Annotated in this window: 24 protein-coding genes; 10 read left to right on the top strand and 14 right to left on the bottom strand. The window is 73.2% G+C overall.

The window, feature by feature from the left end; all coding sequences use genetic code 11:
• Window positions 1-2 precede the first annotated feature (2 nt).
• Window positions 3-728: a 4'-phosphopantetheinyl transferase family protein gene (locus ACGFIR_RS26815; protein WP_393147877.1), complete on the top strand. Its 726-nt coding sequence runs from the start codon at window positions 3-5 to the stop codon at window positions 726-728.
• On the opposite strand, the gene ACGFIR_RS26820 is transcribed toward ACGFIR_RS26815, so the two are convergent.
• Entirely contained in the window at window positions 659-2,044 is a 1,386-nt protein-coding gene (locus tag ACGFIR_RS26820; RefSeq protein ID WP_393147879.1) for a class I adenylate-forming enzyme family protein, read from the bottom strand. The genes ACGFIR_RS26815 and ACGFIR_RS26820 overlap by 70 nt on opposite strands.
• A 387-nt stretch (window positions 2,045-2,431) precedes the next feature.
• Here ACGFIR_RS26820 and ACGFIR_RS26825 point away from each other — a divergent pair, with 387 nt between their 5' ends.
• Window positions 2,432-3,508, top strand: coding sequence for an LD-carboxypeptidase (locus ACGFIR_RS26825; RefSeq protein ID WP_393147881.1), 1,077 nt, complete (start codon window positions 2,432-2,434; stop codon window positions 3,506-3,508).
• 11 nt (window positions 3,509-3,519) lie between these two features.
• Here ACGFIR_RS26825 and ACGFIR_RS26830 read toward each other — a convergent pair whose 3' ends face one another.
• The 9 genes from ACGFIR_RS26830 to ACGFIR_RS26870 all read right to left on the bottom strand — a co-directional run bounded on the left by ACGFIR_RS26830 (window position 3,520) and on the right by ACGFIR_RS26870 (window position 11,849).
• Window positions 3,520-3,897: an antibiotic biosynthesis monooxygenase family protein gene (locus tag ACGFIR_RS26830; RefSeq protein WP_393147883.1), complete on the bottom strand. Its 378-nt coding sequence runs from the start codon at window positions 3,895-3,897 to the stop codon at window positions 3,520-3,522.
• On the bottom strand, window positions 3,894-5,141 hold the full coding sequence (locus ACGFIR_RS26835) for a beta-ketoacyl synthase N-terminal-like domain-containing protein (RefSeq protein ID WP_393147885.1): 1,248 nt from the start codon (window positions 5,139-5,141) through the stop codon (window positions 3,894-3,896). The genes ACGFIR_RS26830 and ACGFIR_RS26835 overlap by 4 nt, the downstream gene beginning before the upstream one ends.
• Window positions 5,138-6,412: a beta-ketoacyl-[acyl-carrier-protein] synthase family protein gene (locus ACGFIR_RS26840; RefSeq protein ID WP_393147887.1), complete on the bottom strand. Its 1,275-nt coding sequence runs from the start codon at window positions 6,410-6,412 to the stop codon at window positions 5,138-5,140. Before ACGFIR_RS26840 ends, ACGFIR_RS26835 begins: the two co-directional genes overlap by 4 nt.
• 173 nt (window positions 6,413-6,585) lie before the next feature.
• Window positions 6,586-6,990, bottom strand: a complete 405-nt coding sequence (locus ACGFIR_RS26845; protein WP_393147889.1) for a cupin domain-containing protein — start codon at window positions 6,988-6,990, stop codon at window positions 6,586-6,588.
• Entirely contained in the window at window positions 6,983-7,705 is a 723-nt protein-coding gene (locus ACGFIR_RS26850; protein WP_393147891.1) for an SRPBCC family protein, read from the bottom strand. The genes ACGFIR_RS26845 and ACGFIR_RS26850 overlap by 8 nt, the downstream gene beginning before the upstream one ends.
• Window positions 7,702-9,081 (bottom strand): acetyl/propionyl/methylcrotonyl-CoA carboxylase subunit alpha, encoded by a 1,380-nt coding sequence (locus ACGFIR_RS26855; protein WP_393006996.1) that lies wholly within the window; start codon window positions 9,079-9,081, stop codon window positions 7,702-7,704. The genes ACGFIR_RS26850 and ACGFIR_RS26855 overlap by 4 nt, the downstream gene beginning before the upstream one ends.
• Before the next feature lie 13 nt (window positions 9,082-9,094).
• Window positions 9,095-9,712, bottom strand: a complete 618-nt coding sequence (locus tag ACGFIR_RS26860) for an acetyl-CoA carboxylase biotin carboxyl carrier protein (RefSeq protein WP_393148024.1) — start codon at window positions 9,710-9,712, stop codon at window positions 9,095-9,097.
• Window positions 9,713-9,810: 98 nt separating this feature from the next.
• The gene (locus tag ACGFIR_RS26865; protein WP_393147893.1) at window positions 9,811-11,514 is read right to left on the bottom strand and encodes an acetyl-CoA carboxylase carboxyltransferase subunit alpha; all 1,704 of its coding nucleotides are present in this window, start codon (window positions 11,512-11,514) and stop codon (window positions 9,811-9,813) included.
• Window positions 11,511-11,849 carry a TcmI family type II polyketide cyclase gene (locus ACGFIR_RS26870; RefSeq protein WP_393006992.1) on the bottom strand — a complete coding sequence of 113 codons (339 nt, stop codon included), beginning with the start codon at window positions 11,847-11,849 and terminating at the stop codon, window positions 11,511-11,513. The genes ACGFIR_RS26865 and ACGFIR_RS26870 overlap by 4 nt, the downstream gene beginning before the upstream one ends.
• Window positions 11,850-12,265: 416 nt before the next feature.
• On the opposite strand from ACGFIR_RS26870, the gene ACGFIR_RS26875 reads away from it, so the two are divergent.
• The 5 genes from ACGFIR_RS26875 to ACGFIR_RS26895 all read left to right on the top strand — a co-directional run bounded on the left by ACGFIR_RS26875 (window position 12,266) and on the right by ACGFIR_RS26895 (window position 16,706).
• Window positions 12,266-13,075 carry a BTAD domain-containing putative transcriptional regulator gene (locus ACGFIR_RS26875; protein WP_393006990.1) on the top strand — a complete coding sequence of 270 codons (810 nt, stop codon included), beginning with the start codon at window positions 12,266-12,268 and terminating at the stop codon, window positions 13,073-13,075.
• A gap of 122 nt (window positions 13,076-13,197) precedes the next feature.
• Window positions 13,198-13,545 carry a TcmI family type II polyketide cyclase gene (locus ACGFIR_RS26880; protein ID WP_393147895.1) on the top strand — a complete coding sequence of 116 codons (348 nt, stop codon included), beginning with the start codon at window positions 13,198-13,200 and terminating at the stop codon, window positions 13,543-13,545.
• A gap of 14 nt (window positions 13,546-13,559) precedes the next feature.
• Window positions 13,560-14,909, top strand: a complete 1,350-nt coding sequence (locus ACGFIR_RS26885) for an FAD-dependent oxidoreductase (protein WP_393006986.1) — start codon at window positions 13,560-13,562, stop codon at window positions 14,907-14,909.
• A 255-nt stretch (window positions 14,910-15,164) separates the two neighbouring features.
• The gene (locus tag ACGFIR_RS26890; RefSeq protein WP_393147897.1) at window positions 15,165-16,274 is read left to right on the top strand and encodes a hypothetical protein; all 1,110 of its coding nucleotides are present in this window, start codon (window positions 15,165-15,167) and stop codon (window positions 16,272-16,274) included.
• A gap of 225 nt (window positions 16,275-16,499) precedes the next feature.
• Window positions 16,500-16,706, top strand: coding sequence for a hypothetical protein (locus tag ACGFIR_RS26895; protein WP_091630565.1), 207 nt, complete (start codon window positions 16,500-16,502; stop codon window positions 16,704-16,706).
• 611 nt (window positions 16,707-17,317) lie between these two features.
• On the opposite strand, the gene ACGFIR_RS26900 is transcribed toward ACGFIR_RS26895, so the two are convergent.
• On the bottom strand, window positions 17,318-18,499 hold the full coding sequence (locus ACGFIR_RS26900; protein WP_393147899.1) for a DUF4241 domain-containing protein: 1,182 nt from the start codon (window positions 18,497-18,499) through the stop codon (window positions 17,318-17,320).
• 411 nt (window positions 18,500-18,910) lie between these two features.
• Window positions 18,911-19,228, bottom strand: a complete 318-nt coding sequence (locus ACGFIR_RS26905; protein ID WP_393147901.1) for a hypothetical protein — start codon at window positions 19,226-19,228, stop codon at window positions 18,911-18,913.
• 350 nt (window positions 19,229-19,578) lie between these two features.
• Here ACGFIR_RS26905 and ACGFIR_RS26910 point away from each other — a divergent pair, with 350 nt between their 5' ends.
• The 3 genes from ACGFIR_RS26910 (at window position 19,579) to ACGFIR_RS26920 (ending at window position 22,333) form a co-directional block, all read left to right on the top strand.
• Window positions 19,579-20,184 carry a YdeI family protein gene (locus ACGFIR_RS26910; RefSeq protein ID WP_393147903.1) on the top strand — a complete coding sequence of 202 codons (606 nt, stop codon included), beginning with the start codon at window positions 19,579-19,581 and terminating at the stop codon, window positions 20,182-20,184.
• Between the two features lie 180 nt (window positions 20,185-20,364).
• Window positions 20,365-21,552 (top strand): hypothetical protein, encoded by a 1,188-nt coding sequence (locus ACGFIR_RS26915; protein WP_393147905.1) that lies wholly within the window; start codon window positions 20,365-20,367, stop codon window positions 21,550-21,552.
• Window positions 21,553-21,847: 295 nt separating this feature from the next.
• Entirely contained in the window at window positions 21,848-22,333 is a 486-nt protein-coding gene (locus ACGFIR_RS26920) for a DUF4259 domain-containing protein (RefSeq protein WP_393147907.1), read from the top strand.
• 89 nt (window positions 22,334-22,422) lie between these two features.
• Here ACGFIR_RS26920 and ACGFIR_RS26925 read toward each other — a convergent pair whose 3' ends face one another.
• Both ACGFIR_RS26925 and ACGFIR_RS26930 read right to left on the bottom strand, forming a co-directional pair.
• Window positions 22,423-23,376: a hypothetical protein gene (locus tag ACGFIR_RS26925; RefSeq protein WP_393147909.1), complete on the bottom strand. Its 954-nt coding sequence runs from the start codon at window positions 23,374-23,376 to the stop codon at window positions 22,423-22,425.
• Window positions 23,377-23,645: 269 nt separating this feature from the next.
• Complete coding sequence (locus ACGFIR_RS26930) at window positions 23,646-25,181, bottom strand: hypothetical protein (RefSeq protein WP_393006973.1); 1,536 nt, start codon at window positions 25,179-25,181, stop codon at window positions 23,646-23,648.
• Window positions 25,182-25,199 lie beyond the last annotated feature (18 nt).

Genomic DNA, 25,199 nt, shown 5'->3' on the forward strand with positions numbered 1-25,199 from the left:
CCGTGAGCCAGTCACCGGTGCCCGGTCGGGACACCGCGTACGTGTGGATCGGTCGGGGTGTCGGCGGTCGGCCGGACCCGGCCGGGCGGCTGTTGCGGCGGGCGGGTGCCGCGCTGCTCGGCCGCGCGGAGGCGGAGATCGTGGTGGAGCACGGCCGCGACGGGCGCGCGCTGGTCGCGGCGTGCGTCCCGGGTGGATCGGTGCGGCTGCCGGTCAGCGTCAGCCGCTCCGGCCCGGTGGTGGCGGTCGCCGCGCGGGCCGCTGGCCCGGTGGGCGTCGACGTGGAGCGGTGCCGGGCGTTGCCCGCGGTGGCGCTGGCCCGCCGTTGGTACGCCCCCGACGAGGCGGACTGGCTGGCCGGGCGCCCCGGCGACGGGCAGGTGGCGGACTTCCTGCGGTTGTGGACGGCGAAGGAGGCCGTGGGCAAGGCGCTCGGGGTGGGGCTGCGCGGCGGTGGCCTGCGCCGGCGGATGCCGGTGCCCGCCGGGCTCGGCGGGTCGTTGCGGCCGGTGCCCGGTGCCGCGCGGCTGCGCGTGGGGCATCCGGGCGTGGCCGGGGGCCTGGTCCTGGCGGTCGCCGTCGCCGCCGCCGACACGGTGCCGGTCGAGGTGGTCGTGGTCGAGGCGGACGGGCACGGCGGGGCGGCGCGGCGCAGTGGTCACGTCGCCGCCGTCCGCAGCACGTCGGCCGATCGGACCAGCTTGCCGGTGGTGGTGCGCGGCAACTGATCGACCAGGCGCAGGGTGCGGGGGCGCTTGTAGCCGGCCAGCCGTTCGGCGAGCAGCTTGTCGAGCGTCTCCTCCGACAGCGGCCCGTCCGGCTGCACGTAGGCGGTGATCGCGCCGTCGAAGACGACCACGGCGGCGGCGACGCCGGGCAGCGCGGCGACGGTCGCCTCCACCTCGGTCAGGTCGACCTTCAGGCCGCCGACGGAGACCTGCGAGTCGAGCCGGCCGCGGACGGTGACGAGGCCGGTGTCGGGGTCGACGGTGCCGGCGTCGCGGGTGTGCAGCCAGCCGTCGGCCCAGCGGGTGGGATCGCTCAGCCCGACGTACGGCGACGCGGGGCAGCTCACCCGCAGTTCGCCGTCGACCTCGCGGACCTCGATGCCGGGCGCCGGGGCGATGGCCGGGCGGTGCCGGCCGTGCAGGTCGGTGCCGATGACGCCGACCTCGGTCATCCCGTACATGTTGCCCAGCGGCACGCCGTGGCGGTCGGTGAAGGCGCGGGCGACGGCGGGCGGCACCAGCTCCCCGCCGGTGGTCATGCGCTTGAACTGCGGCAGCGGCCCGTGCGGGCGGGTGGAGGCGAGCAGTCCGATGTGGAACGGCACGCCGAGCACGATGGCCGGCGAGTCGGCGGCGGCGATCGCGGCCAGCACGGCGTCGCCGGCGAGGCGCTCCGGCGGCACCAGCTCGACGCCGGCGTGCAAACCGTAGAGCAGGCCGCCGACCAGGCCGAGCACGTGCACCATCGAGGGCAGCAGGATGATCCGCTCGCCGGGCAGCGCCACGCCGTCGATGCGGGTGTAGCGGTGCACCTCGGCGACCAGGTCCCCGGCGGTACGTCCGATCACCTTGGACGGTCCGGTCGAGCCGGAGCTGAGCTGGATCACCGCGTGCCCGCTGACCGCCGGACGGTCGGTGTACGCGTTGACGCCCTCGGTGACGTCGACGAAGATCCGCAGCCCGCCGCCGCCGGTGCGGACGGGGGCCACCACCACCTGCGGGGTGAGCCGCTCCAGCGCCCGGTCGACCTCGTGGTCGGTGAGCCGGTGGTCGAGCAGGATCGCCTGCGCGCCGCTGCGCCAGGTGGCCAGCAGGTTCACCACGTACGCCAGGGAGGGGGGCAGCCGCAGCGCGGCGGCTCCGCCGGGACGCAGTCCGGCGGCGGCGAGGCGGGCCTGCGCGTCGGTCACCAGCCGGCGCAGGGTGCCCCGGTCGACCGGGTCGGGCAGTCGGAGACAAATGTCGGCCGGACGGCCTCGGAGCAGGATTTCGTCAACCCAAAGTGGGTCTGTCGCCGCAGGATTTCCCGTCGTCACTACCGTTCACCGCCCAGCCTTAAACAGGGCGGAATCGCCCATAAGGTGTGCTTGTCGGGGTGCTGCGGGGAACCTTACGACGCCGTCCGGACGCATAGCTAGATGCGAATGGCTAGATCAGAAAGGGCGGCTGGCCGGATTGCCCACGACCGGTTCGGCGGGCAGGATCGGGCGCGTACGTCGACTGAGGGTATCCGCCGGATGACCCATCGTGCGTACGGCGTGAAACGCCCACCGGACGGCTGATGGTCAGCCCGACCGGCGCGCGGGCCGGAGGGGCCCGGACCCCAGACCCACGGACGGTTTGCGAACGGGCGATAACATCGATGTCCTCCGATTATCCGCCGGCCTGCGGCGCCGGTGCCCGCCACGATGGAGAGGACGCCGATGCGCGATTCTGACGAGGTCGTGACCACGACGGGGCTCGGCGACGCGGCCCTGTCCCGACGACGCGTGCTGCACGCCGGGGCAGCGGCGGCGGCCGGTGGTTCGTTGCTGGTCGGCGCCGCCGGGGCGGCTCAGGCGGCGCCCGGCGGCAGGCGGGCGCCGGTCCGCGCCCGGGCCCTGGTCCCCGGCGACCGGGTTCGGGTGGTCTCGCCGGGCAGCACCCCCGACCCCGCACTGATGGACCGGGGCATCGGGATCCTGCGGAGCTGGGGCCTTCAGGTGGAGCTGGGCCAGCATGTCTTCGCCCGGTACGGCTACCTGGCCGGCACCGACGCGCAGCGGCTGGCCGACGTAAACGCCGCGTTCGCCGACCCGGGGGTACGGGCCGTCTTCGCCGCCCGCGGCGGCTACGGCACCCAGCGGATCGTGGACCGGATCGACGTGTCCGCCCTGCGCCGTGACCCCAAGGTGGTGGTCGGATTCAGCGACATCACCAGCATCCACGGTCGACTGTGGCGCGAGACCGGCCTGGTGAGCTTCTACGGCCCGATGGTCAACTGGACGGACAGCCGGACCGGTCCGGAGTCGGCCGAGGCGCTGCGCCGGGCGGTCATGACGACCGCGCCGATCACCGTCACCCGGGATCCGACCGAGACCGCCGCCCCGGTCATGGTCCCGGGCCGGGCGACCGGCCGGCTGCTCGGCGGGTGCCTGACCCTGATCTCCACCTCGCTGGGCGCCGCGGACGCCCCGGATTTCGACGGCGCCATCCTGTTCTTCGAGGACGTCGACGAGGCCCCGTACAACTACGACCAGATGTTGACCGAGCTGCGCCGGGTGGGCGTACTGGGCCGGGTCGCCGGGGTGGCGATCGGCCAGATCACCAACAGCGTCGGTCAGCCCGGCGAGTGGGACGCCGTGGCCGCGCTCAAGGACCGCCTCTACGACCTCGGCGTCCCGGTGCTCGGCGGGCTCCGCCTCGGGCACGGCAACGGCCAGCTCACCGTCCCGCTCGGGGCGCAGGCCACGATCGACGCCGAGGCCGGGACGCTGACCGTGGAGGCCGGCGTGCGGTAGCCGGACCGGTCTCAGACCGGTATCGCGGCGGGGGTCTGGGCGTGGATGAGGAAGCGCAGCGACCGGGCGTCGGTGAAGCACTCCCGCATCGGCCGCACCAGGTCCCGGTGCTCCGGGCTGCGTTCCCACGCCTCGAAGTCGGCCAGGCTCGCCCACTCGCTGGTGATCAGCCACTGCTCCGGGTCGGCCGACGAGCGGCAGACCTGGTCGACGAGGTGCCCCGGGACGCCCCCGGCCACCAGGTGCCGGACCGCCTCGTACGCGGCCAGGAACGCCTCCGTGCGCTCGGCCGGCACCCGCACGAGGAACACCACCCGCGCCCGCCTCCCGCCCGCGTCGGCTCCCCGCTGCGCCCCGACGGGCTTCGTACCGGTGACCTGCTCGCTCACGGCGTCGCTCCCCTCTGCGGCGCGGCCCCACGCAGGACCAGCGCACTGTTGAAACCGTCGAAGCCGCGGGCGCAGACCAGCGCCAGCCGGCTGCGTGGTCGCCGGTGCTCCCGCAGGAACCCCAGCTCGCAGCCCTCGGCCACCTCGTCCGGCCCGGCGGAGGCCGGCAGCGTGTCGTGGCCGAACGCGAGCAGGGCGGTGGCCACGTCCAGCGCCGAACCGCCCTGGTGCGCGCGGCCGGTCAACGGCTTCTGGGTGGTCACCGGGGGCGGCCGGTCGCCGAAGACGGCGCGCAGCGCCGTGGCCTCGCTGCGGTCGTAGCGGGGCACGCCGAGCGCGTCGGGCAGCACCACGTCGACCGCCTCCGACCCCACGCCGGCCCGGTCCAGGGCCAGCCGCATGGCGCGGGCGTACTGCACGGGGTCGCCGGCCGTGTCCGCGCCGGTGTGCACCGCGTCGTGGGTGGCGCCCCAGCCGGTCACCTCGCCGTAGACGCGGGCCCCCCGCGTCAGCGCGTGGCCCAGCTCCTCCACCACGAACACCGCGCCGCCCTCGGCCGGTAGATAACCGCTGGCGGCGGCGTCGAACGGCCGGTAGGCCCGCTCCGGGTCGGACACGTCGCTGAGCAGACCGGACCGCAGCTGGCAGGCCAGGGCGTACGGGCTCAGCGGACACTCGGTCGCCCCGGCGATCACCACCGGCGTGCCCCGGCGCACCGCCCGCGCGGCGTGCGCCAGGCTGTCCAGTCCACCGGCGGCCTCGGCGACCAGCACCCCGCACGGCCCCTTGAACTGGTGGTGGATGGAGAGCTGGCCGACGCTGGCCGCGTAGAACCAGGCGATCGACTGGTACGCCCCGACCGTGCGCGACGGCCCGCCCCAGAGCCGTTGCAGCTCCCGCTGGCCGAACAGGTTGCCGCCCGACGAACTGGCCAGCGTCACGGCGTACCCGTACGGGTCGGGGGCCTGCTCGGGCAGGCCGGCGTCGGCCAGCGCCAGCCGGGTGGCGGCGAAGCCGAGGTGCGTCCACCGGTCGGTCTGCACCAGCCGGCGGTTGTCGGCGTACGCGGCGGCGTCGAAGCCGGGCACCTCCCCGCCGTACCGGGTGGGATAGCCGGCGGGGTCGAACAGGGTGATCGGCCCGGTGCGGCGGGTGCCGGCCAGCACCGTACGCCAGTGCGCGTCCGCACCGATCCCGCTGGGCGCGACGACGCCGATGCCCGTCACCACGGCCCGCGCGGTCACGGCAGCGCCCCGGCGGGCTGCCGGCGGAACACCATCGCCGACTGGAAACCGCCGAACCCGCTGCCCACCGACAGCGCCACGTCGACCGGCAGCTCCCGCGCCTCGTTCGGGACGTAGTCCAGGTCGCACTCCGGGTCGCGGGTGCTCCAGTTGGCCGTCGGCGGCACCACCCCGAACTCGACGGCCAGCGCACACGCCGCCATCTCGATCGAGCCGATCGCGCCGAGCGAGTGCCCGACCATCGACTTGATCGAACTGATCGGCACCCCGTACGCGGCCTGGCCCAGCGCCCGCTTGAACGCGGCGGTCTCGTGCCGGTCGTTCTGCCGGGTGCCCGAACCGTGGGCGCTGATGTAGGAGACCTGCCCGGGCGCGATGCGGCCCTGCTTCAGCGCGGCCGTGATGGCCAACCCCATCTCCAGCCCGTCGGGCCGCAACCCCGTCATGTGGTAGCCGTTGCTGCGGCTCGCGTAGCCGGCCACCTCGCAGTAGACGTGTGCCCCGCGCCGGCGGGCGTGCCCGGCCTCCTCCAGCACCAGCACGGCCGCCCCCTCGGCGAGCACGAAGCCGTGCCGGTCGGCGTCGAACGGGCGGGAGGCGTGCGCCGGGTCGTCGTTGTCCGGGCTGGTCGCCTTGATCGCGTCGAAGGAGGCGACGGTGACCGGGGAGATCGGCGAGTCGGCGGCCCCCGCCAGCACGATGTCGGCCTCGCCGTCGGCGATGAGCTGGTGGGCGTACCCGATGGCGTCGATGCCGGAGGTGCAGCCGGTGGAGACCACCTGCGCGGGGCCGTGCAGCCCGTACCGGCACGCCACGTCGGCGGCGAGGCTGCTGGGCACGAGCGCCTGGTAGAGGTAAGGGCCACCGCGCGCGGCGTCGACCAGCCACCGACGGCCGGTGTCGCTGACCGTCACGTACTCCTGCTCCAGTGCCGTGGTGCCGCCGACGGCGGTACCCAGCACCACGCCGGCGCGCTCCCGCTCGGCGTCGGTGAGCTCCAGTCCCGCGTCGGCGACGGCCTCGGCGGCGCAGGCGAGGGCGAACTGCACGTACCGGTCGGCGCGGCGCGCCTCGGCGACGGTGAGGCCCGCGGCGACGGGGTCGAAGTCGCACTCGGCGGCGATCTGGGACCGGTACGGCGACGGGTCGAAGAAGCTGATCCGCCGCGTCGCCGTCCTCCCCTCGGTGATCGTCTTCCAGAACCGGTCCCGGCTGGCGCCGCCGGGGGCGACCACCCCGACGCCGGTCACCACCGTGCGGCGCCCACTCACGACGTCACCTCGGTTCGGGACCGCGGGGCTCGCAACCCCGGCTGATTCCTCACGCTCACCGCGCCACCTCTGTTCGCGACTGCGGGGCTCGCAACCCCGGCTCACTCCTCGCACTCACGACGCCACCTCTGTTCGCGACTGCGGGGCTCGCAACCCCGGCTCACTCCGCACGCTCACGAGCCGCCTCGCTGTTCGACCAGCTCGGTGTCGACGTGCCCGAGCTCGGGCCGGGGCGCCAGCGGTCCGAGGTGGAAGACCACCTCGGCCGGCTCCTCGCCGGTGTTGCGCAGCCGGTGCCGGACGTTGCGCGGCACGAACAGCGCCTCGCCGGCGCCCAGCGGCACCGGCTCGTCGTCCAGGTCGACGGTGATCGTGCCCCGGGCCACGTAGAGGAACTCCTCGCTGTACGGGTGGTAGTGCTCGGCGATCCGCTCCCCCTGCCGCAGGGTCGCCACCCCCATGAAGCCCGAGGTGCTGCCGACGGTCTTCGGGCCGAGCAGCACCCGCAGTTCGCCGCCGCGGCGGCTGTCCGGCGTCACGTCGGCGGCGGCGACCAGCCGCAGTGCCTGCTCACTCATCGCCGGCCCCCGCCCGGCCGGCGCCCGCCAGCCGCTCGATCTTGTCCCTGATGACGGCCAGTTGCACCGCGCTGTTGGCGTTGATCCGGTCGGTCATGGCCGCGGTGTCCACCGGCGCGGTCGGCTTCATCGCGAAGTCCTGCGCCCAGGTCATCCGGGTGCCGCCGGGCTCCTGCGTGTAACGCCAGTGGATGCTCATGTACTCGAACGGACCGGTCTCCACCCGGCGGGCGTGGACCTGCCGGGTGGCCGGGTCGGCGGTGCGTTCGCTGACCCAACTCCACACCGTGCCGTTCTCGTCGGGGTGCATGGTGAGCCGGAACCGCACGGTGTCGCCGTCGCGGTGCAGGATCTCCGCGCGGGCGTACTCGGTGAACAGGTCCGGCCAGTTGGCGACGTCGTTGGTGACGTCCCAGACCAGCGGCAGCGGCGCGGCGATGAGGACGCTGTTCTCGGTGTGCCCCGGTTGATCGGCGCTGCGGGCGACGACCTCGGCGACACCCGCGATGCTCAGCTGCCCGGCCTGCTCGGGAATCTGCACCTGCCACCGGTCGGCGACCACGGCGGAGAGCTCCAGCAGCGCCAGCGAGTCCATGCCGAGTTCCTCGAGGGACGCGGCCGGGGCGCGGGCGGCGGCGTCGGCGTCCAGCCCGCAGTTCGCCACCAGGATCTCGGTGATCTCGGCGGTGAGTGGACGGCCATGGGTGACGGTCATCGGTGCCTCCTGTGGTGTGCCTCGGGCGGGCCGGCGAGCAACTGCTCGACCAGGCCGGTGGAGTAGCGGCCCTTGCGGAACCCGGCGTCGTCGAGCACCCGCCGGACGAACGGGATGGTGGTGCGGACCCCGGGGCCTGCGACGTCGAACTCGTCGAGGGCGCGTTCCAGCCGGTTGAGCGCGAGTTCCCGGTCCGGCGCCCAGACCGCCACCTTCGCCAGCAGGGAGTCGTAGTGCGGGCCGAACAGGTAACCGGCGTGGCCGTGCGTGTCGACCCGGGTGAACGGGCCGCCGGGTGGGACGAAGCGCTCCAGCCGGCCGGGCGTCGGCGCGAAGCCCCGGTCCGGGTCCTCCACGTTGACCCGGCACTCGATGGCGACCCCGTGCGGACGGATGTCCTCCTGCCGCCAGCGCAGCGGAACCCCGGCGGCGATGTGCAGCTGCTCGTGCACCAGGTCGATCCCGGTGATCATCTCGGTGACGGGGTGCTCGACCTGGATCCGACAGTTGATCTCCAGGAAGTGGAAGCGCTCGTCGGGGTCGACGAGGAACTCCACCGTGCCGGCGCCGGTGAAGCCGGCGTGCAGGGCGCCGCGCAGGGCGCACTCCGCGATGGCCTCCAGGCTGCCGGCCGACAGCGCCGGGGCGGGGGCCTCCTCCACCAGCTTCTGGTGGCGGCGCTGCACGGAACAGTCCCGGGTGCCTAGGTGCACGCCGTTGCCGTGGGAGTCGCACAGCAACTGCACCTCGACGTGCCGGGCACCGGTCAGGTAGCGCTCCACGTACACCCGGTCGTCGCCGAAGGCGGCCTGCGCGGCGGCGCGGGTGCGCGCGTACGCCCGGGGCAGCTCCGCCGGGGTGGCGACCACCGTCATGCCCCGGCCCCCACCGCCCGCGGCGGCCTTCACGATCACCGGATAGCCCACCTCGGCGGCCACCTCCGCCGCCTCGGCGGCGGTGGGCACGGGCGCGACGCTGCCCGGTGGCAGGGGCAGCCCGGCCCGGCGCATCAGCGCCCGCGCGGAGGACTTGTCGGCCAGCACCGACATCACCTCCGGCGGCGGGCCGACGAAGACCAGGCCGTTGTCGGCGCAGATCTCGGCGAAGTCGGCGTCCTCGGAGAGGAACCCGTAGCCGGGATGCACCGCCTGCGCGCCCACCTGCCGGGCGGCCTCCACGATCGCGGCGGCGTTGAGGTAGCTGCGTCGGCTGGCCGGCGGCCCGATCCGCACGGCCTGGTCGGCCAGCCGCACGGCGGCGGAGTCGGCGTCCGCGGTGGAGTAGACCACGGCGGTACGCACGCCCAGCTCGCGGCAGGCGCGCAGCACCCGCAGGGCGATCTCCCCCCGGTTGGCGATCAGGACCTTCTCGAACATGGCAGCCCGCCCCTCACGCCGGGTCCAGCGCGACCAGCGGCTGGTCGTACTCGACCGGCTGGCCGTCGGCGGCGAGGACCTCGGCGACCCGGCCGCCCCGCTCGGCGGTCACCTCGTTCATCAGCTTCATCGCCTCGACGATGCCGACGACCTGCCCGGGACTGACCAGGTCGCCGACGGCGACGAAGGGCGCGGCACCCGGCTCCGGCGCGCGGTAGAACGTGCCGACGACGGGCGACCGCACGGCGTACCGCTCCGGCGGCGGCACGGCGGCCGGCGGGAGCGTCGGGCGCACCTCGTCGGCGGCGGGCACCGGCCCGGCGGGCGCGGGGTGCCACTCCACCTCCAGCACAGTCTCCCCGCCGCGCAACCGCACCCGACGCAGCGGCCCGGGAAGTTCGGCGACGAGGTGTCGGGCGTGCCGCCGCAGCCCGGCCAGCACGGCGTCGGTCCCGTGCCCCGCCTCCACGCCGGAAGCCCCCTCCGCGCCGGGCACCCGCTCCACGCCGGAGGCCGCCTCTCCGTCGGAGGCCGCCGCTGCGCCGGAGGCCGCCTCTCCGCCGGAGGCCGCCTCTCCGCCGGAGGCTGCCTCTCCGCCGGAGGCCGCCGCTGCGCCGGACGCCCGCTGCACGCCGAACGCCCGCGCCGCGCCGAACGCGGGAGATGTGTCGGGCACCGCAGTCGTGTCGGGCGCCGACGGCGGAGCGTCGACCGGGATCCCGCCGGCGCTCACCGGGCACCCGCCCGGGCGCCGAGGCGGGCGGCGCCGAAGCGCCGGAACCGCTGCCGCCGGCGACGGACCAGCGTGGTGGACGGCACGTCGAGCAGCGGCAGCAGGTGCGCCAGCACCGACGCGCGCAGCGCCCGGGCGGCGTCCGCCGGATCGTGGTGGGCGGCCGGGGTCGGCTCGGGCACGACGTCGTCGACGATCCCGAGCCGGCACAGGTCGGGGGCGGTCAGCCGCAACGCGCGGGCCGCCTGCGGGGCGGCGCCCCGGTCCGGCCAGAGGATGGCCGCGCAACCCTCCGGGCTGATCACCGAGTAGACGGCGTGCTGGAGCATGAGCACCCGGTCGGCCACCGCGAGCGCCAACGCCCCGCCGCTGCCGCCCTCGCCGGTGATCACGGCGACCACGGGCGTGGGCAGCACGGTCAGGGCGAGGATGTTCTCCGCGATGGCCGCCGCCTGGCCCTGTTCCTCGGCCCGCACACCGGGATCCGCCCCGGGGGTGTCGACGAGGGTGACCACCGGCAGGCCGAGGCGGGCGGCCAGCCGCATCAGCCGCAGCGCCTTGCGGTGTCCCGCCGGGCTGGCCATACCGAAGTTGCGCCCCACCAGCTCGGCGGTGGTGTGTCCCTTCTGGTGCCCGATCACCATGACGGCCCGGCCGTCGAGCCGCGCCAGCCCGCCCACCACCGCCGGGCAGTCCGCGCCGAGCCGGTCGCCGTGCAGCTCGACGAAGCCGTCGAACGCCGTCTCCAGGTAGTCCAGTGTGGTCGGACGGCCGGGATGCCGGGCCAACCGTACCGTCTCCCAGGCGTCACCCGGCGCGCCCTGCGCCGTCGTGGCGGCGGGCCGCGCCGACGGCGGCTCTTGCCGGGGTACGGCGGGACGCGACGCGGGCCGCCGCCCGGCCCGGGCGGCGGCGAGCAGCGCCGCCAGCCGGCCCCGCAGGGCGTGCCGGGGCACCACCATGTCGACCTGGCCGTGCCGCAGCAGGAAGTCGGCGGTCTGGAAACCCTCCGGCAGATCCCGGCCGGTGATCTGCCGGATCACCCGGGGCCCGGCGAAGCCCATCCGCGCGCCGCTCTCGGCGAGCACCACGTCGGTGTTGGTGGCGAACGAGGCCGCCACGCCGCCGTACGTCGGATCGGTGAGCACACTCACGGTGAGCAGGCCGGCCTCCCGCAGCGCGGCGATCGCCTGGCTGACCGTGGCCATCTGCATCAACGACAGGGCGCCCTCCTGCATCCGCGCCCCGCCGGAGGCGGTGACCAGGACCAGTGGCACCCCGTCGGCCAGGGCCCGCTCGGCGGCCAGGGTGATCAGCTCCCCCACCACGCAGCCCAGGCTTCCGCCGAGGAACCGGAAGTCCATCACGGCCAGTACGCACGGATGCCGCCCCACGGTGGCGGTGCCGCAGACGACCGCCTCGGCCAACCCGGTGCCGGCCCGCGCCGCGGTGAGCCGGTGCGGGTACGGCAGCAGGTCGACGAAGCCGATCGGGTCGACCTCGGACGGCCGGTCCGGCAGGGCGGTGAACGAACCCGGGTCGACGAGTTGGAACAGCCGGTCGGGCGCGTCGACCCGGGCGTGCGCCCCACACTCGGGGCAGACGTCGAGGTTGCGCCGCAGCCGCTTGCGGTACAGCAGGGTGGCGCAGTCGCCGCAGCGGGACCAGAGCTGCCCCTCGCGAGGCGCGGTGGCGGTCACGACGATCGCCCGGCGGTCGCGGCGTCGAAGCGGTAGAAGCAGCGGGCCATCGCGTCGCGCGGCTCCCGCCACGTCGGCAGGTACGGCGACACGTACGGCCGCAGCCGGGCGCTCACCCGGGCGAACTCGGGGTGCCCCCGGGCCGCCTCGACCGCTCCCTCGCCCGGCGCCTCCGTCTCCAGCAGGTGCACGTACAGGTCACCCAGCCGGTAGAGCGACCGGTGCCGGACGCCGACCAGGCGCGGCAGCTCGGTCGCGTCGGACTCGGCGAAGATCTCGGCGACGTTCGCCTCGGCGTTCGGCACCACCTTCGCGACGATCAGCGAACGGTCCATGCGTGGGCCTCCCTCCACGGCATCCGGCATCGGTGACGACGGCACCGGCCGAGCCGGACGACTGGCGACACGATGCGGGCACGGACGTCACGGCGGCGTCACCGTCGACCGCCGGACAACGACGAACAGCCGTGACGCTGCGTTGACGCTTACTGTGCGTCCGCTGTGACTCCGATGAACGCGCAGAGTGGACTATCAGCAGTTCGGAAGGGTTTTCGTGGAAGCGACAGGCAAGCGCGCTCCCGCACAAGACATTGACCCAGAGTGACCATGATTGATAATCTCGTGACGGTCAGCCCGGCGGCCGCGGCGTGCCACGCCGTGCCGCGGCGCGAGCGATCCGACAGTGGGGTCATGGGCAGCCGCGCCGGGGACAGCAGACGAGTCGGGACGAGCGTTCCGCAGGGGGTGCCGCCGTGGCCGCTGATCCGTCGACGCCGACCACCGGGTGTCGTCCCGACGTCGACGTCTCACTTCACCTGCTCGGCGGGTTCCGGCTGCTGCACGGCGACGCGCCGGTCGTGGTGCCGCGCGGCCTGCAACGGGTCATCGCGCTGATCGGGCTGCGCCCCGGCGCCACCCGCAGCCACCTGGCCGGGCTGCTCTGGCCCGACGCGACCGAGGAGCGGGCGCTGTCGTCCCTGCGAACCGCGCTGTGGCGACTGCGCCAGGACCCCTGCTGCCCGGTCACCACCTCCGGCGACACGGTCTCCCTCGACCCGGTCGTGCGGGTCGACGTCGACGCGCTCGTCGGCACGGCGGCGAGGGTGCGCGACGGCGACGACCCCTGCGCCGCCGCCGCGCTCGCCGCCGGCCGGCACGACCTGCTCCCCGGCTGGTACGACGACTGGGTACTGGCCGACCGCGAGCGGCTGCGCCAGCTGCGCCTGCACATGCTGGAGGAACTGGCCGGTCAGCACCTGTCGGCGGGCCGGCACGGCCCGGCCCTGGAGGCCGCACTGGAGGCGATGGCCGCCGAGCCGCTGCGGGAGACGCCGCACCGACTGGTGGTCCGCATCCACCTCGCCGAGGGCAACGCCTTCGAGGCCGTCCACGCCTTCTACGTCTACCGCGACCTGCTGCTGCGGGAACTGCGGCTGGAGCCCTCGGCGGCGATGACCGCCCTGCTCGACGACACCCTCGCGCCGATCCGGGAGGCCACCCGCGACGCCCCGCCCGGGCCGCGTCGGGCGCCGTCCACCCGGCTCGCGCCCCGGGCGCGCTGACCCGCGTCACCGTCCCGGGGGCGCGCGTGACGGACAGGTGACAGTCACCGGGGCACGGTGGGCCGCACAACAGTCCGTGGCCTGCGAGATGGTCGCGAAGCACCACCGGCGAGAGGGGTCCCATGAGCCGTCTACTGATCGTCAGCAGGATCATCCCGGGCGCGGAGGGTCGGGTGGCGCAGATCTTCGCCGAGTCCGACGCGACCGAGCTACCCGCCCTCACCGGCGTCCGCCACCGCTCCCTGTACTGCCTGCACGACCTGTACGTACACCTGATGGAGACCGCCGACGTCGACCCGGACGCGTTGGCCGAGGCCCGCAACCACCCGCTCTACCGCCAGGTCAACGAGCGGCTCTCCGCGCACACCACGCCGTACCTGCCGACCTGGCGCTCGCCGCGCGACGCCATCGCGGGCTGCTTCTACCGCTGGGACGCCGCCGACGCGACGTCCTCGCAGCCGGCCGGCTGAGCGGGGCGGTCGCCATGTCGTCCAGACCACCCCACGTCCTGATCATCGGGGCCGGCACCGGTGGGCTCTGCCTGGCACACGGCCTGCGCCGGGCCGGGATCAGCGTCGCCGTCTACGAGCGGTACCGCACCCGCGGCGAGGGGCTGCTCGGCTACCGGGTCGGCATCGGGCCGACCGGAAGCCGCGCGCTCCGCGAGTGCCTGCCGCCCGCCCTCTTCGACGTCTACCTCGCCACCTGTGCCCGCTCCCCCCGCTACTTCAACGTCATCACCCAGGGGATGCGACGCACGGCCTCGTTCACGCTCCGGCCGGACACCGACCCGGTGAACACCGAGCGGTCCGTGGCCCGGATGACCCTGCGCCAGGTCCTGCTCACCGGCATGGAGGACGTCGTCCACTTCGACAAGACCTTCACCCGGTACGAACAGCGCGACGACGGCACCGTGACCGCACACTTCGACGACGGCAGCACCGCCACCGGCGACCTGCTCGTCGCCGCGGACGGCACACACTCGGCGGTACGCCGCCAGTACCTGCCGCACGCGGTCACCCGCGACGCCGGCACGATCAACATCGCCACCCGGATCCCCCTGACCCCGCACACCCGGGGGCTGCTGCCGGAGCGGATAGAGAAGGGCATCTCGCTGATCTTCGGCACCGGCGGGATGATGGGCGTGCTGCACGTGATGGAGTTCAAGTGGGACCGCGACGGGGCGCTCAAGCCCGGCGTCGACCCCGCGGACGCCGAACTGCTGCGCGGCTGGCCGGGCCTGCGCCACGACAACACCCGCGACAACATCAACCTGGTCATCTGGAGCACGGCCCGTCGTTTCCCGCCCGACGTCATGCAGCGCCGCGGCGAGGACCTGGTCCTGCTCGCCCTGCGACTCACCCGCAACTGGCACCCGAACCTGCGCGAACTGCTCGCCCGCAGCGACCCGGGCAGCGCCCTGCCCATCAAGGTGGCCACCAGCGAACCGGTGCCGCCGTGGAAGAGCAGCACCGTCACCCTGCTCGGCGACGCCATCCACACGATGACGCCGGGACGCGGGGTGGGCGCCAACACGGCCCTGCGCGACGCCGCCCTGCTCTGCCGGCAGCTGCGGCTGGCCGCGACCGGCGACAAGACGCTGCTGCAGGCGGTGGCCGACTACGAGGCCGCGATGGTGCCGTACGGGTTCGCCCGGGTCGCCGACTCGCTCAACCGCAGCGGCACCAGCGGGGACGACCGGATGTACAAGCCGGTCGTCGGCCGGCTCGCGCTGCTCGGCGCGCGCGGCTACTTCGGCGTCACCAGCCGGGTGCCCCGGTTGGCGCGCCGGTTCGTCGACGACTTCTACAGCTACCGGGGCGAGGAGGACTGACTGTCCGACCGGGACCCGGCGCCGCCCGTGGGCGCCGGGGTCCCCCTGTCCGCCCCGCCGGCGCTCAGACCCATCCACCGTCGGGCCCACCGACGGTGGCTACACCCTGCGTCGCCTGCCGGACACCACCGGTGGCGATCCGTCCCACCGGCCGCTCCGGCGTACGGTCCTGCCTGTCGGCCCCATCGGGCGTGTGCGAAGCTGCGGCGAGTTTTTCTCGCGGGTTTCCGGACGTGAACGATAGGGAGGTTTGCCGTGACGTGGTCTTTCGGGCACTGGCTGATACTGATCGTGGCTCTGGCGGTGGGTGTGGCCGGCGGCTGGTTCTGGCGCGGCCGGCAGAATGCCGCGACTGCCGCTGCCGGCTCGACGGTGGAGGGTGACCCGGTCGCCGGCATGACCGCCGTGGTGGTCGACCCGCCTCCCGCCGCCACTCTGGACGAGGCACGCCCCGAGGTAACCGTCGACCCCGCTCCGGAGGCGGTCGCCGACCGCGTCCCCGCCGCGCCCGGGGCCGACACCCCGAACGACGCCGACCAGGGCGCCGGCACCCCGCCGGCCACGGTCGTCACTGCCGACGCAGCCCGGGCCGACGACGTCGACCCCGCCGACATGGCGCTGACCGGCGACGCGGTACCGGCACCCGGCAACGACCCCGAGCCCGTACCCGCTCCGGTCGACGCCACCGCCGCGCCGAACACGGAGGTCGTGCTGCCGGTGGCCGCCGAGGTGACCGGCCCGGTCGAGCACCGGCCGACGCAGGAACCCGCCACGCCCGCCGAGCCGGTGGCCGACCCGGAGCCGGCCGCGACGGCGCCCGTCACGACCGAGCCGGAACCCGTCGCGGCGGAGCCGGTGGCGGCGTCGACCGAGCCGGGGCCTGTCGCCGCGCCCGCCGCGCCGGACCCCGTCGCCGCGTCGAACGCGCCGGAGCCCGTCGCGGTCGAGCCCGTCGCGGTCGAGCCTGTCGCCGCCGAGCCGGTGCCCGCCGAGCCGGAGCCCGTCGCCGCCGAGCCAGTCGCCGTGCCCGCCGAGCCGGAGCCCGTCGCGGCCCAGGCGGTGGCCGTGCCCGCCCCGCGGGACGAGGTGGCTTCTCCGGCCGCGCCGGCCGCCAGCCAGGACGCCGACGACTTCCGGCGCATCCAGGGCGTGGGCCCGAAGATGGCCGCGGCGCTGCAGGCCGCCGGCATCCGGACCTTCGGACAGTTGGCGGAGCTGGACGAGGCCGCCCTGCGGGAGACCATCCGGGCCGCCGGGCTGCGCGCCGCCCCGAGCCTGGCCACCTGGCCGCAGCAGGCGAAGGTGCTCGCCGCTGCCCCGCCGGAGGCGGCAGCCGCGCTGCCTGCGGGTGGCACGGACGCCTGACCGACCCCGCCGTCGCCCGGCTGCCGCGCCTGACGGCGGCGCCGGGCGACGGCACCGGCACCACCCGGCGGTACCGGCGCCGCCCAGCGGTACCGGCACCACGGCGGCGCGAGGCCCCGCCGGACAGCCGGAGTTCGCCGCTCGATCGGCGACACCGTTAGCCGTTCATCGCGACTGGGTACAACGCCCAGCACCTCGATCCACCACACTCATGCGGAGGCAGCGATGCGCGGCACGTCGATATTCGGAGTCCTGGTCGTCATCTGGCTGATCATCGGCGCGGTCGCCGCCGGGCAGCGCGGCTACTACAGCGGCGACGACACGAACTGTGCCGAGGCCGGCACGATCCTGGTGACCATCGTGGCCGGGCCGCTGAACTACATCGGGGCCAACCCGAAGGTCGACTGCGAGCTGCCCCAGCCGTCCAAGTAGGGCCTCATCCTCCGGCCCGCGCCCCACAGGGCGCGGGCCGAAACGTGTCCGGAACCCACGTGCCGGTGACGTTGCGTAGTCTCCCGCATATGCCGGCGGCATTCCCGATACGGAAGGGAGGAACGGTGGCCACGCCAAGGGCGAAGGACCAGCGCCGCGTTCCCACCCCCGACAGGTGGGTGCCGCGTCGGCGGACCGGAGAGGGGGCGACCAGTGTCTCGTACGGACAAGGACGGTCCACATCACCCGCGAACCGGCCTGCGGTGGCTGGTCGGCGGTAGCGGCCCGCCGCGCTGGTTCATCAACGCCACGTGGACCAGCGGGGAACGTCAGGCTGCCCGAGCCGCGTGCCGTAACGCCGCGAAGGAACATCGCGGAAACGGGGCCGTCGACACCATCCCGCCCACCCAGCAGCACCGACACGGCGCCCAGTGGCTCTGGTGGTGAACTGTGACGCTTGCGGTGCTCAGCGCACCAGATCGGATCGCCGCCGACAGCTACCCCGGGTTGCGCCGATCCGAGCCGGCGTCCGGACCTACGGCGATCCGCGCGTCACGTGACGTCAGCGTGGACGGCACCCCGAGCTGTCGAGATTCGTGTGCGGCTGGTCGTCAGTCCTCGTCATCGTCTTGCGAGTCGGTGGGAAACAGCAGCATGTCCGTGGTGAAGCAGGTGATGGCATGGGAGGTGTCGTAGCCGATCCACGTGGGGTAGGCGCCGTCGCCCCAGCCGCTGGACCAGGCGACCATGGCCCCCGAATCGGTGGTGCGGTAGCGCGGCTCGACCAGGCCGTCGAGCGTACGCCAGAGGTCTGTCACCCGGTCGGCGGAGTCTGCGTCGACGTAGCAGGCCATGCCGGTGTCGACGCCGAAGCCGAAGAACTCCTGGTAGTCCAGGTCGAGTGGGTCCTGCCCGTTGCGTAGCGCCAGTTCCCATCGCACTGCGGGACGGTCACTGATGTCGAGGCGCGCGGCGGTGACCCGGGTATGCCCCGGATCGTCGACGAAGGTCGCGAGTCCGACGGAGACCGGGTACGTGCCGGGCGGCACGGTGACGTCGAAGGGCTCGGCGTCGAGATTCAGGGAGGAAGGGTCAGCGGCGATCAGGCGCCCGGACGGCAGGTGCAGTCGTCCGGCGTGGTGGGCGGACAGGCGAAGCTGCCTGCCGTGGTACTCGACCTGCGTACCGGGAGTGAACAGGAGTTCGATGCCGTGCGGTCGCAGCGCCCGGGGCGGACGCCATGGTGGCCGGGTCGCGGTTCGCGCCGGAAGCGGATGGCGCACCGCGTCAACGATCTCCACGGGCGCGTCTCCGGCGAGACTCAGCAGTTCCCGCCATCGGCGGAAGCCCGGGACCGGCAGCCGGGGCGGCGGCTGGATGGAGCGGGACTCGTGCCGGGCACCCAGATCGCCGCACGGTTCGACGACATCGGTACGTGTGCCGGAGAGCCGATAGGTGGTGCGGGTCCGCGCCGCGACATGCGGATACTCGTACTCGCCCACGTCCGGTGGGCCGTCCCAGGTGGCGGCCCGCCGCAGGAACAGGTCGCCGTCCCCGGTGCCGCGCAGTTCGTGGCAGGACACCTGCCGACCGGCCGCGTCGAAGCGCGACACCCGGCAGTACTCGTCGGCCCGCGAGACGTCCAGCACCGCGTGCCGTCGGTCGTCGATCAGCAGCACGGCCGTGTACGGCTCACCGGCCGCGTCACGGGCCTGCGCCGCCGTCGCGGTCAGCGGATTGACGACCCCGTCATCCCATCCGTCGCAGTACACGACCTCAAGCCTCGCGATCACGCCGTGACGATACTGATCAGCGCCCCCGAAGACAGCCGGTGGGCGCATGCCTTGCGGCACCGTCACGTACGGATGTCCCCATGCCCGAGCCGGCCGGGAGGTCGGCTCCGGTTCGCGGCCGGGCAACCGGAGTGGGACTGGGGCGCCGAGCGCCTGTACGCGGTGGCCGATGTGGCGGGAGACGAGATCGGCCGCTCGTTGGCAGTGTTCGTGGATCGTGGCCGCACGGGGGATCTACTCGCCGGAGACTTGCACGCCATGGTGCGGTACGCGTGGAGGAGGCAGGAGGCAGGTGACGTACGCGGGTGCCGCTGATCGCGCGGTCATGCCGAGTTGAGTGTGCTGTTGAGGGCACGTCGTGGCCGGGAACGCTCGTCCGGACGCGCCGCCGGCCGACGGAGGCGGGAGCGGTCAACACAGCGGTGATCGGTACAGCACTTCGACATACCTGATCTCGTCGTGGACCACGTCGAGGATGAGGTAGGCCGGCCATGGCGCGTCGAGGCAGACATTGCGGTGGCCATCGCCGTAGGCCTCGACCGGCTTCGGCGCGGTGTGGAAGCTCTGGCAGAAGTCGTCCTCGCAACCGCACGTCTGCACGACTCGCAGCTGTCTGACCTGCTCCGCCAGCCGTTTCTCACCATCCGCCGCAAGCGCTGCGGCAAGTTCGGCGGTAAAGACCGGCCACCTGGCAGAGAGCAACGGTGCGTGCGCCAGGTCGTTCTCCACGAGGAGGCAAGCTACCCGTGCGATGCCCCGAGTACAGCCTTATTTCCCGCATCCCAAGCGGTCAAGGTGCAGCGCGGCTGGATCGCCGGGCGTTGCCGGCTCGTTGCGACGTCGGGTGGCACTGTGGATTGTGCTGATCATTGTTCTGTAGGGCATGGTCGTGGACGAGGCTCGCCGCAAACGGCACGTGCACGAGGAGCCCAGCATGTCGGCCCGACGTCGGGACCTTCCTGAACATCGAGGTCCTGCCCTCCCCCGGTCCGGCGAGCGACCGGCGCGCCGGCAACCCGGCGAGTCGGGGCGGTCGAACGGGCAGAGGCTGCGTCAGGGCGCAGCGATAGCCTGCTGTCATGGTGAGCGCCGAACTGAGTGGGTTGATCGTCGAGGACGCCGACGCGCTGCGTGCGTGGCTGTCGGCCAATCACGCCACGTCGCCCGGTGTCTGGCTCGCCCTGACCAAGAAGGGCGGCACGGTCACGACGCTGACCTGGCAGCAGGCGGTTGACGAGGCCCTGTGTTTCGGCTGGATCGACGGGCAGGCCCGTAAACGGGACCACGAGACCTCCTGGATCCGGTACACCCCTCGCCGGCCCCGCAGTTCCTGGTCACAACGCAACGTCGCCCACGTGGCCCGGCTGGAGGCGCAGGGGCGGATGATGCCACCCGGCCGCGTCGCGGTCGAAGCCGCGAAGGCGGACGGGCGGTGGGCGGCCGCCTACGCCCCGCCGTCGGAAGCCGAGGTGCCGGCCGACCTCCTCGCCGCTATCGCTGCCGACCCCGCCGCTCAGGCCATGTTCGACGTACTCACGAAAACCAACCGGTTCGCTCTCATCCACCGCGTCAACGCGGTCAAACGGGCGCAGACCCGCGAGCGGAAGGTCCGCGAGTTCGTTGCCATGCTGGCCCGCCACGAGACGATCTACCCGCAGAAGGCCAAGCCTGCCCACTCGTCGTGATCGGTGAGCCACTTCCCGGGCAGTAGCCGGTGGGCGATCGCCGACCTTGAGGACGGTGTTGCCGGCGGTCACAGCTGGCAAGTCTTACGGCCTCCACGCCACCATCCGCACATGCCGCCGACCGGGCGTCACGGTAGGTGATATGCGAGCGGAAGTTTCTGGTGCGGCTAGGGTCGGTCTGTGTCGATCCCCCTCCGCTGGCGCCTGCTCGACGTGGTGACCGGCGCTAGCCTTGCCGACTGCATGGACGTAGACGGGCTGTTCGTCGACCGCAGGTTTCCGTCCGAGCCGCTGTACGAGCGCTACACCCTGTTGAGCTGCGCGCCGTCTGGACCGTTGCTCGCCGCGATCGACGGCACAGGACCAGCCTGGTTCGGCAACTTCGTACTCGAGGGCGCACACGTTCCTCACCGCCCGGTGAGCGAGAGATGCGGGGATCCGTGTCAGAGCTGCTACGACATCGTCGAGGAGTTGCTCGATGCCCGGGTCGTCGGCTACCGGCCGGCTGCGGAGGGGCTCGGTTTGCTTGACATCGACCTTCAAGGCCATCGCCGTGACGACGAGAATAATTGTCGAGGCAGCGTTCCGCCCGCCGTCTTCGGCTATCGGCTGTTCGCGTCGTCGACGGCGAACGGGTCCGTCGAGGAGACGTTGGCTGGCGAGTGCGGTGACATCGCGGGACTGTTCCACGAGCGGCCGGATGCCTGGCCGCCCGGTCCGCCGCTGACCCTGCTGGGCTGTCTCCCCGGGCCCACCGGATCGATCGAGGCTGAACTGGCTCATGTACGCGTCGACGGCACAATCCACAAGATGGGCTGGGGACAGCGCGTGTGCGGAAGCGTCGTAGCCACGCGCCCGTCTGTTCTCGGCGACGACCTCGTCGACATCAGGTTGGACGTCCGGATCCCGGAACCGATGGCGGCCAACGACCGTCCGCTCTGGGACATGTGGCGCGCTGGCGGACCGACCGAACCTAATCTTTGGGCGAAGCTCGATCGTAGCGACCGCTACCTCTGGGTGCGTGCCGCCGAACTACACCGGAGCCATGGCCCGGACAAGCCTGCGGGCACGGTGTATCACCTGGACGGGCGTTACGTCACCGACTATGACGCCTTCTACTGTGCTATGGGCGAGGCGGTCAACGGGCCCGGCGGCTGGTTCGGCGGCGATCCGTTCTGGCTACACGAGAACGTCGCCACCGGCGGTGGCGGGGCAACTCCCGGATTCCGCATGATCTGGCACCACTCCGAGGTCGCGCGTACCCACCTCGTCTCCGGCTACGATCGCAAGAGCTGGCTGCCCGCCGTCACCTTCGACGACCTGGTCCGATACCTCACCGAGGACGGCGTCCAACTCGAACTGCGCTGAAGGAGCACGGGACGAGCAATCCCGTCATGGATCCGACAGCATGCTCAGGCATCCCCCTCCGGGAGGGCCTGCGCATCGACCAGAATGCCGTGTCGTCAGCGCGCCGAACAGCCAAGCCAGCGCACTTCGGGCCCAAGGGATCTATGCGGAGACGGCAGTGCCCGCACAGCAAACACCTGCCGCTGGCCTCCTGGATGGACGGGCCACCGCACGCATGTGGGTTGAAGCGGGCGTCAGGGGGCCGCACCTGCGACCGGCACTGTCAGCCGACCGCTCGTGCCGGGAAGCGTGCGGCTTGACGACCAGCACCGAACTGGCGAAGATCGTCGAACTGTTGGTTGGGGGGACAGCTTTGGGCTTCTGGGATGTAGGCCCCTTCGACAACGACGACGCCGCAGACTTCGCCGGCGACCTGGACGCCGCGCCGGCGGACGCACGCATGGAGATGGTCGGCAGAGCGCTCGACCGTGTGGTCACGGCCGATGACGACGTCGACATGTGGCATATCCCCAAGGCCGTAGCCGCAGCCGCCCTCATCGCTGCGCAATGCGCGGGAGGCGAAGCGACCTGCTCCAACTACGGCCCGTCCACGCCGATGCCGCAGTTCCCGAACTCGCTGAAGGAACTGGCCATCGACGCCCTCGATAGCGTCCTCGCCGCGTCTCCCTGGCGTGCCGCCAATTGGAACGATGTCTCGCAAGGAGAGCAATGGCGCCGGAACATCATCGCGCTACGAAATGTCCTCGACCCGCCGCAGAGAGAGGCGCTCTTCGAGGTATGAACGACGAGACCCGGACTTCTTCCGGCGACCGGCGGCGCGCAGAGTAACCAGCTAGCCTCTGCCGCCGACGGAGCGCGACGACCCGGGGGTCAGCTCTGCTGGTAATTGACCGCCGCGTACCCGCACGGCAGGTGCAGGTGCAGGTAGTAGGCGCCCTCGCCGTACTCGTCCAGGTCCGCTCCGCCGATCAGACCCAGGTAATCCATTGGTTGTCCGCAACCGGGGCAGTCGGCGTGCTCGGCGTCCTGAATCCAGTCGGGTCGGCCGCCCAGGGTCGAGCCGCCTCGATCCCAGGCGCTGGCCTGGTAGGGGCTCGGCCGGGCTGAGCCCAGGACCGGCAGCAGCGCCGGGGGATCCTCCGGTTCGGCGGCATCCGGCAGGTAGCTCGGCCGGGTGTTGCCGGCCCACCAGATGGCGGTGCCGGCCGGCGTCACCTGGCTGTAGAGCGTCGTATAGCAGGCGCAGAAGTGGCAGGTCTCGATCACCAAGCGCCCGGACCAGCCCGTGTGGGCCAGCGCGGTGGCGACGGCGGGTTCTGTGGTGTCCAGGGCCGCGGCGGTCCAGAGCGGCGACGCACACCATGGACAGGTGGGGCCGTCGGTGCGTCGCGGCGTCTCGCGCATGACCCACCGGTACGCGGTGTCCCCGCACAGATTCCGTCGGCTGCCGCCTGGGCCGACCGTCCAACCGCCGTCGTGTGCGTAGCTCAGCACCCCGACGTGCAGCTCGCCCGCGCCGGCTGGTGGCTGTGTCGACCAGCGACGCATGGCGCTTTCGGCGAGCGGGTGGGCACTGTGCGCCAGGACGAGGAGCAGGTGGTTGAGACGGTCCGGCGTCCGCCCGGCGTCGATCTGCTCGATGACCCGCCGGACCAGGTCGGCGTCCGCCGCCCGGTACATCTTCGCCGGCCACAGCACCTCGAGGTCGAACAGGAGGCCCAGGTACGGGGTCAGCCGCCGCGGGTCGGTGTCCACGATCGCGCACAACTCCTCGATCGCGCTGTCGTCCTCGGCAGCCGCCCTCCTGATCAACTCCTCGATCATTCGGGGATGGTAACCACGTCGATCGGTCGGCCGTGCAATGGACCGACGCCCTCGGTGTCAGCTGCGGTCGTGGCCCACATCGCGTACGGCATCCTAGGAGGCTGGGGTTCTTGATGGCCGGCAGTCAAGCCTGCGTCGCCACGTGTCCGGCTCCGCCGACGCGGAAGGCGCGTCCGGCTCCGCGCGGCACGATCGCGATGATCGGCCGGCGGGGCCGGACGCGCCCGGTCGGGTGGGCCCTCCCCCAGCGGGTACGGCCCACGGTCGGGTCAACGGAAGCAGTTCGCCACCGGCACCCGGCTGCCCTCGCAGTTGCTGGGCTCGTTGCCGATGATCTCGGTCTCGTCGTCGACCCTGACCCGCGCCTTGTCCACGAAGAGGCCACTCGCCTTCACCGTGGCGACGTTGCCGGCCACCCGGCTGGAGTAGAGGGAGACCTGGCCCAGCGTCGCGAAGACGCCGCCGCCGGCGGACTTCGCGCCGACGGCGTGGTTGCGGTTGACCTCGCTGCGGCGCACCAGCAGGTTCGACTTCTGGGCGTAGATTCCGCCGCCGGAGCCCCGCGCCGTGTTGCCCGCCACGACGCTGTCGTCGAGCGGCAACAGGCCCTGGGAGGTGGAGATGCCGCCGCCGTTGCCCGTGGCGGTGTTGTCGCGTACCTCCAGGCCGCGCAGGAAGATCAGCGCGTCGGAGTTGGCGATGCCGCCGCCGGTCTGGGCGGTGTTGTCCACCACCTTCGTGTCGGCGACCCGGGTACGGGCCGAGAAGCTGGCGACGCCGCCGCCCTGCGCCGCGTTGTTGCGCGCGAACGTGCTCGAGTGCACCTCGGCCGCGCCCCGGAAGTTCGCCAGGCCGCCGCCGTACGCGACGGCGCTGTTGCCCCGGAACTGCGAGTTCTCCAGGCTCAGTACGCCACCGTTGAGCAGGCCCCCGCCCTTGCCCGCGGTGCCGGCGGCGTGGTTGTCGACGAAGGTGCTCCCCTTGACCACCAGGTTGCCGTCGTTGAAGATCCCGCCGCCGCCCCCCTCCGCCGAGAGGGAGGTGCTGTCGACGATCGTGGTGCGCTCGACCACGGCGGAGGCGCCGTGCACGATGTGGACGCTGCCGCCCTCGGCGGCGGAGAGCCCGTTGCGGAGCACCACGTCGGACAACGTCAGTTCCCCGCCGTCGCGGACCGTGAAGAACCGGAACGCCTCGGCACGCGCGTCCCGCACGATGGTGGTCTCCTCACCCCGGATGGAGATCGGGTGGTAGATGACGGGCAGCCCGGCCCGGTCGTGCCGCGGATCGCGCGGCGGTGCCTCGGCGTCGCCGGGGTTCTCCGCGCTGTCGGCGGTCTCCCGGGCGTCGCGGATGCCGCCGTCGTACTCGTCGGGTTGCTGGAAGGCGTGGGTGAGCTCGTACGTGCACTTCGACGCCAGCCGCAGGTCCGCACCGCCCTCGGCGTTCGCGCGGACCAGCGCCGAGATCAGCTTCGCGGAGTCGCAGGGCACCGCCACCTCCACGCGCTGCCCACGACCGGGGCGGCTCGGGCGGGCGTCCGGCCGCCAGCCGCGCCGCTCCTCGCGGGCGTGGTCGCGGTCCTCGCCGTCGTCGCCGCCGTGGCGCTCGCCGTAGTGGTCGTCGGTACGCGGCGCCACCGACGGCGCACCCGCGCCGGACGGATCCCGGTCGGCGGCGACGGCGACACCGCCCAGCCCGGCCACCCCCGCCACCAGGGTGCCCGCCACGAGGCCACCCGCCAAGAACCACCGCGACCGCCGCCTGCGTGGTGCCGCCCGCCGGCCTCCTTGATACTTCGTCATCAGGCTTTCCTGCCTCTC

Source organism: Micromonospora sp. NPDC049051, from assembly GCF_043197575.1.
In the GTDB taxonomy this organism is placed as follows: Bacteria; Actinomycetota; Actinomycetes; order Mycobacteriales; family Micromonosporaceae; genus Micromonospora.

Bases quoted from the DNA above. Each gene is read 5' to 3' on its own strand.
- ACGFIR_RS26825 (WP_393147881.1), top strand. From the start codon at position 2,432: ATGCGCGATTCTGACGAGGTCGTGACCACGACGGGGCTCGGCGACGCG.
- ACGFIR_RS26845 (WP_393147889.1), bottom strand. From the start codon at position 6,990: ATGAGTGAGCAGGCACTGCGGCTGGTCGCCGCCGCCGACGTGACGCCG.
- ACGFIR_RS26850 (WP_393147891.1), bottom strand. From the start codon at position 7,705: ATGACCGTCACCCATGGCCGTCCACTCACCGCCGAGATCACCGAGATC.
- ACGFIR_RS26855 (WP_393006996.1), bottom strand. From the start codon at position 9,081: ATGTTCGAGAAGGTCCTGATCGCCAACCGGGGGGAGATCGCCCTGCGG.
- ACGFIR_RS26870 (WP_393006992.1), bottom strand. From the start codon at position 11,849: ATGGACCGTTCGCTGATCGTCGCGAAGGTGGTGCCGAACGCCGAGGCG.
- ACGFIR_RS26880 (WP_393147895.1), top strand. From the start codon at position 13,198: ATGAGCCGTCTACTGATCGTCAGCAGGATCATCCCGGGCGCGGAGGGT.
- ACGFIR_RS26885 (WP_393006986.1), top strand. From the start codon at position 13,560: ATGTCGTCCAGACCACCCCACGTCCTGATCATCGGGGCCGGCACCGGT.
- ACGFIR_RS26895 (WP_091630565.1), top strand. From the start codon at position 16,500: ATGCGCGGCACGTCGATATTCGGAGTCCTGGTCGTCATCTGGCTGATC.
- ACGFIR_RS26910 (WP_393147903.1), top strand. From the start codon at position 19,579: ATGGTGAGCGCCGAACTGAGTGGGTTGATCGTCGAGGACGCCGACGCG.
- ACGFIR_RS26925 (WP_393147909.1), bottom strand. From the start codon at position 23,376: ATGATCGAGGAGTTGATCAGGAGGGCGGCTGCCGAGGACGACAGCGCG.
- ACGFIR_RS26930 (WP_393006973.1), bottom strand. From the start codon at position 25,181: ATGACGAAGTATCAAGGAGGCCGGCGGGCGGCACCACGCAGGCGGCGG.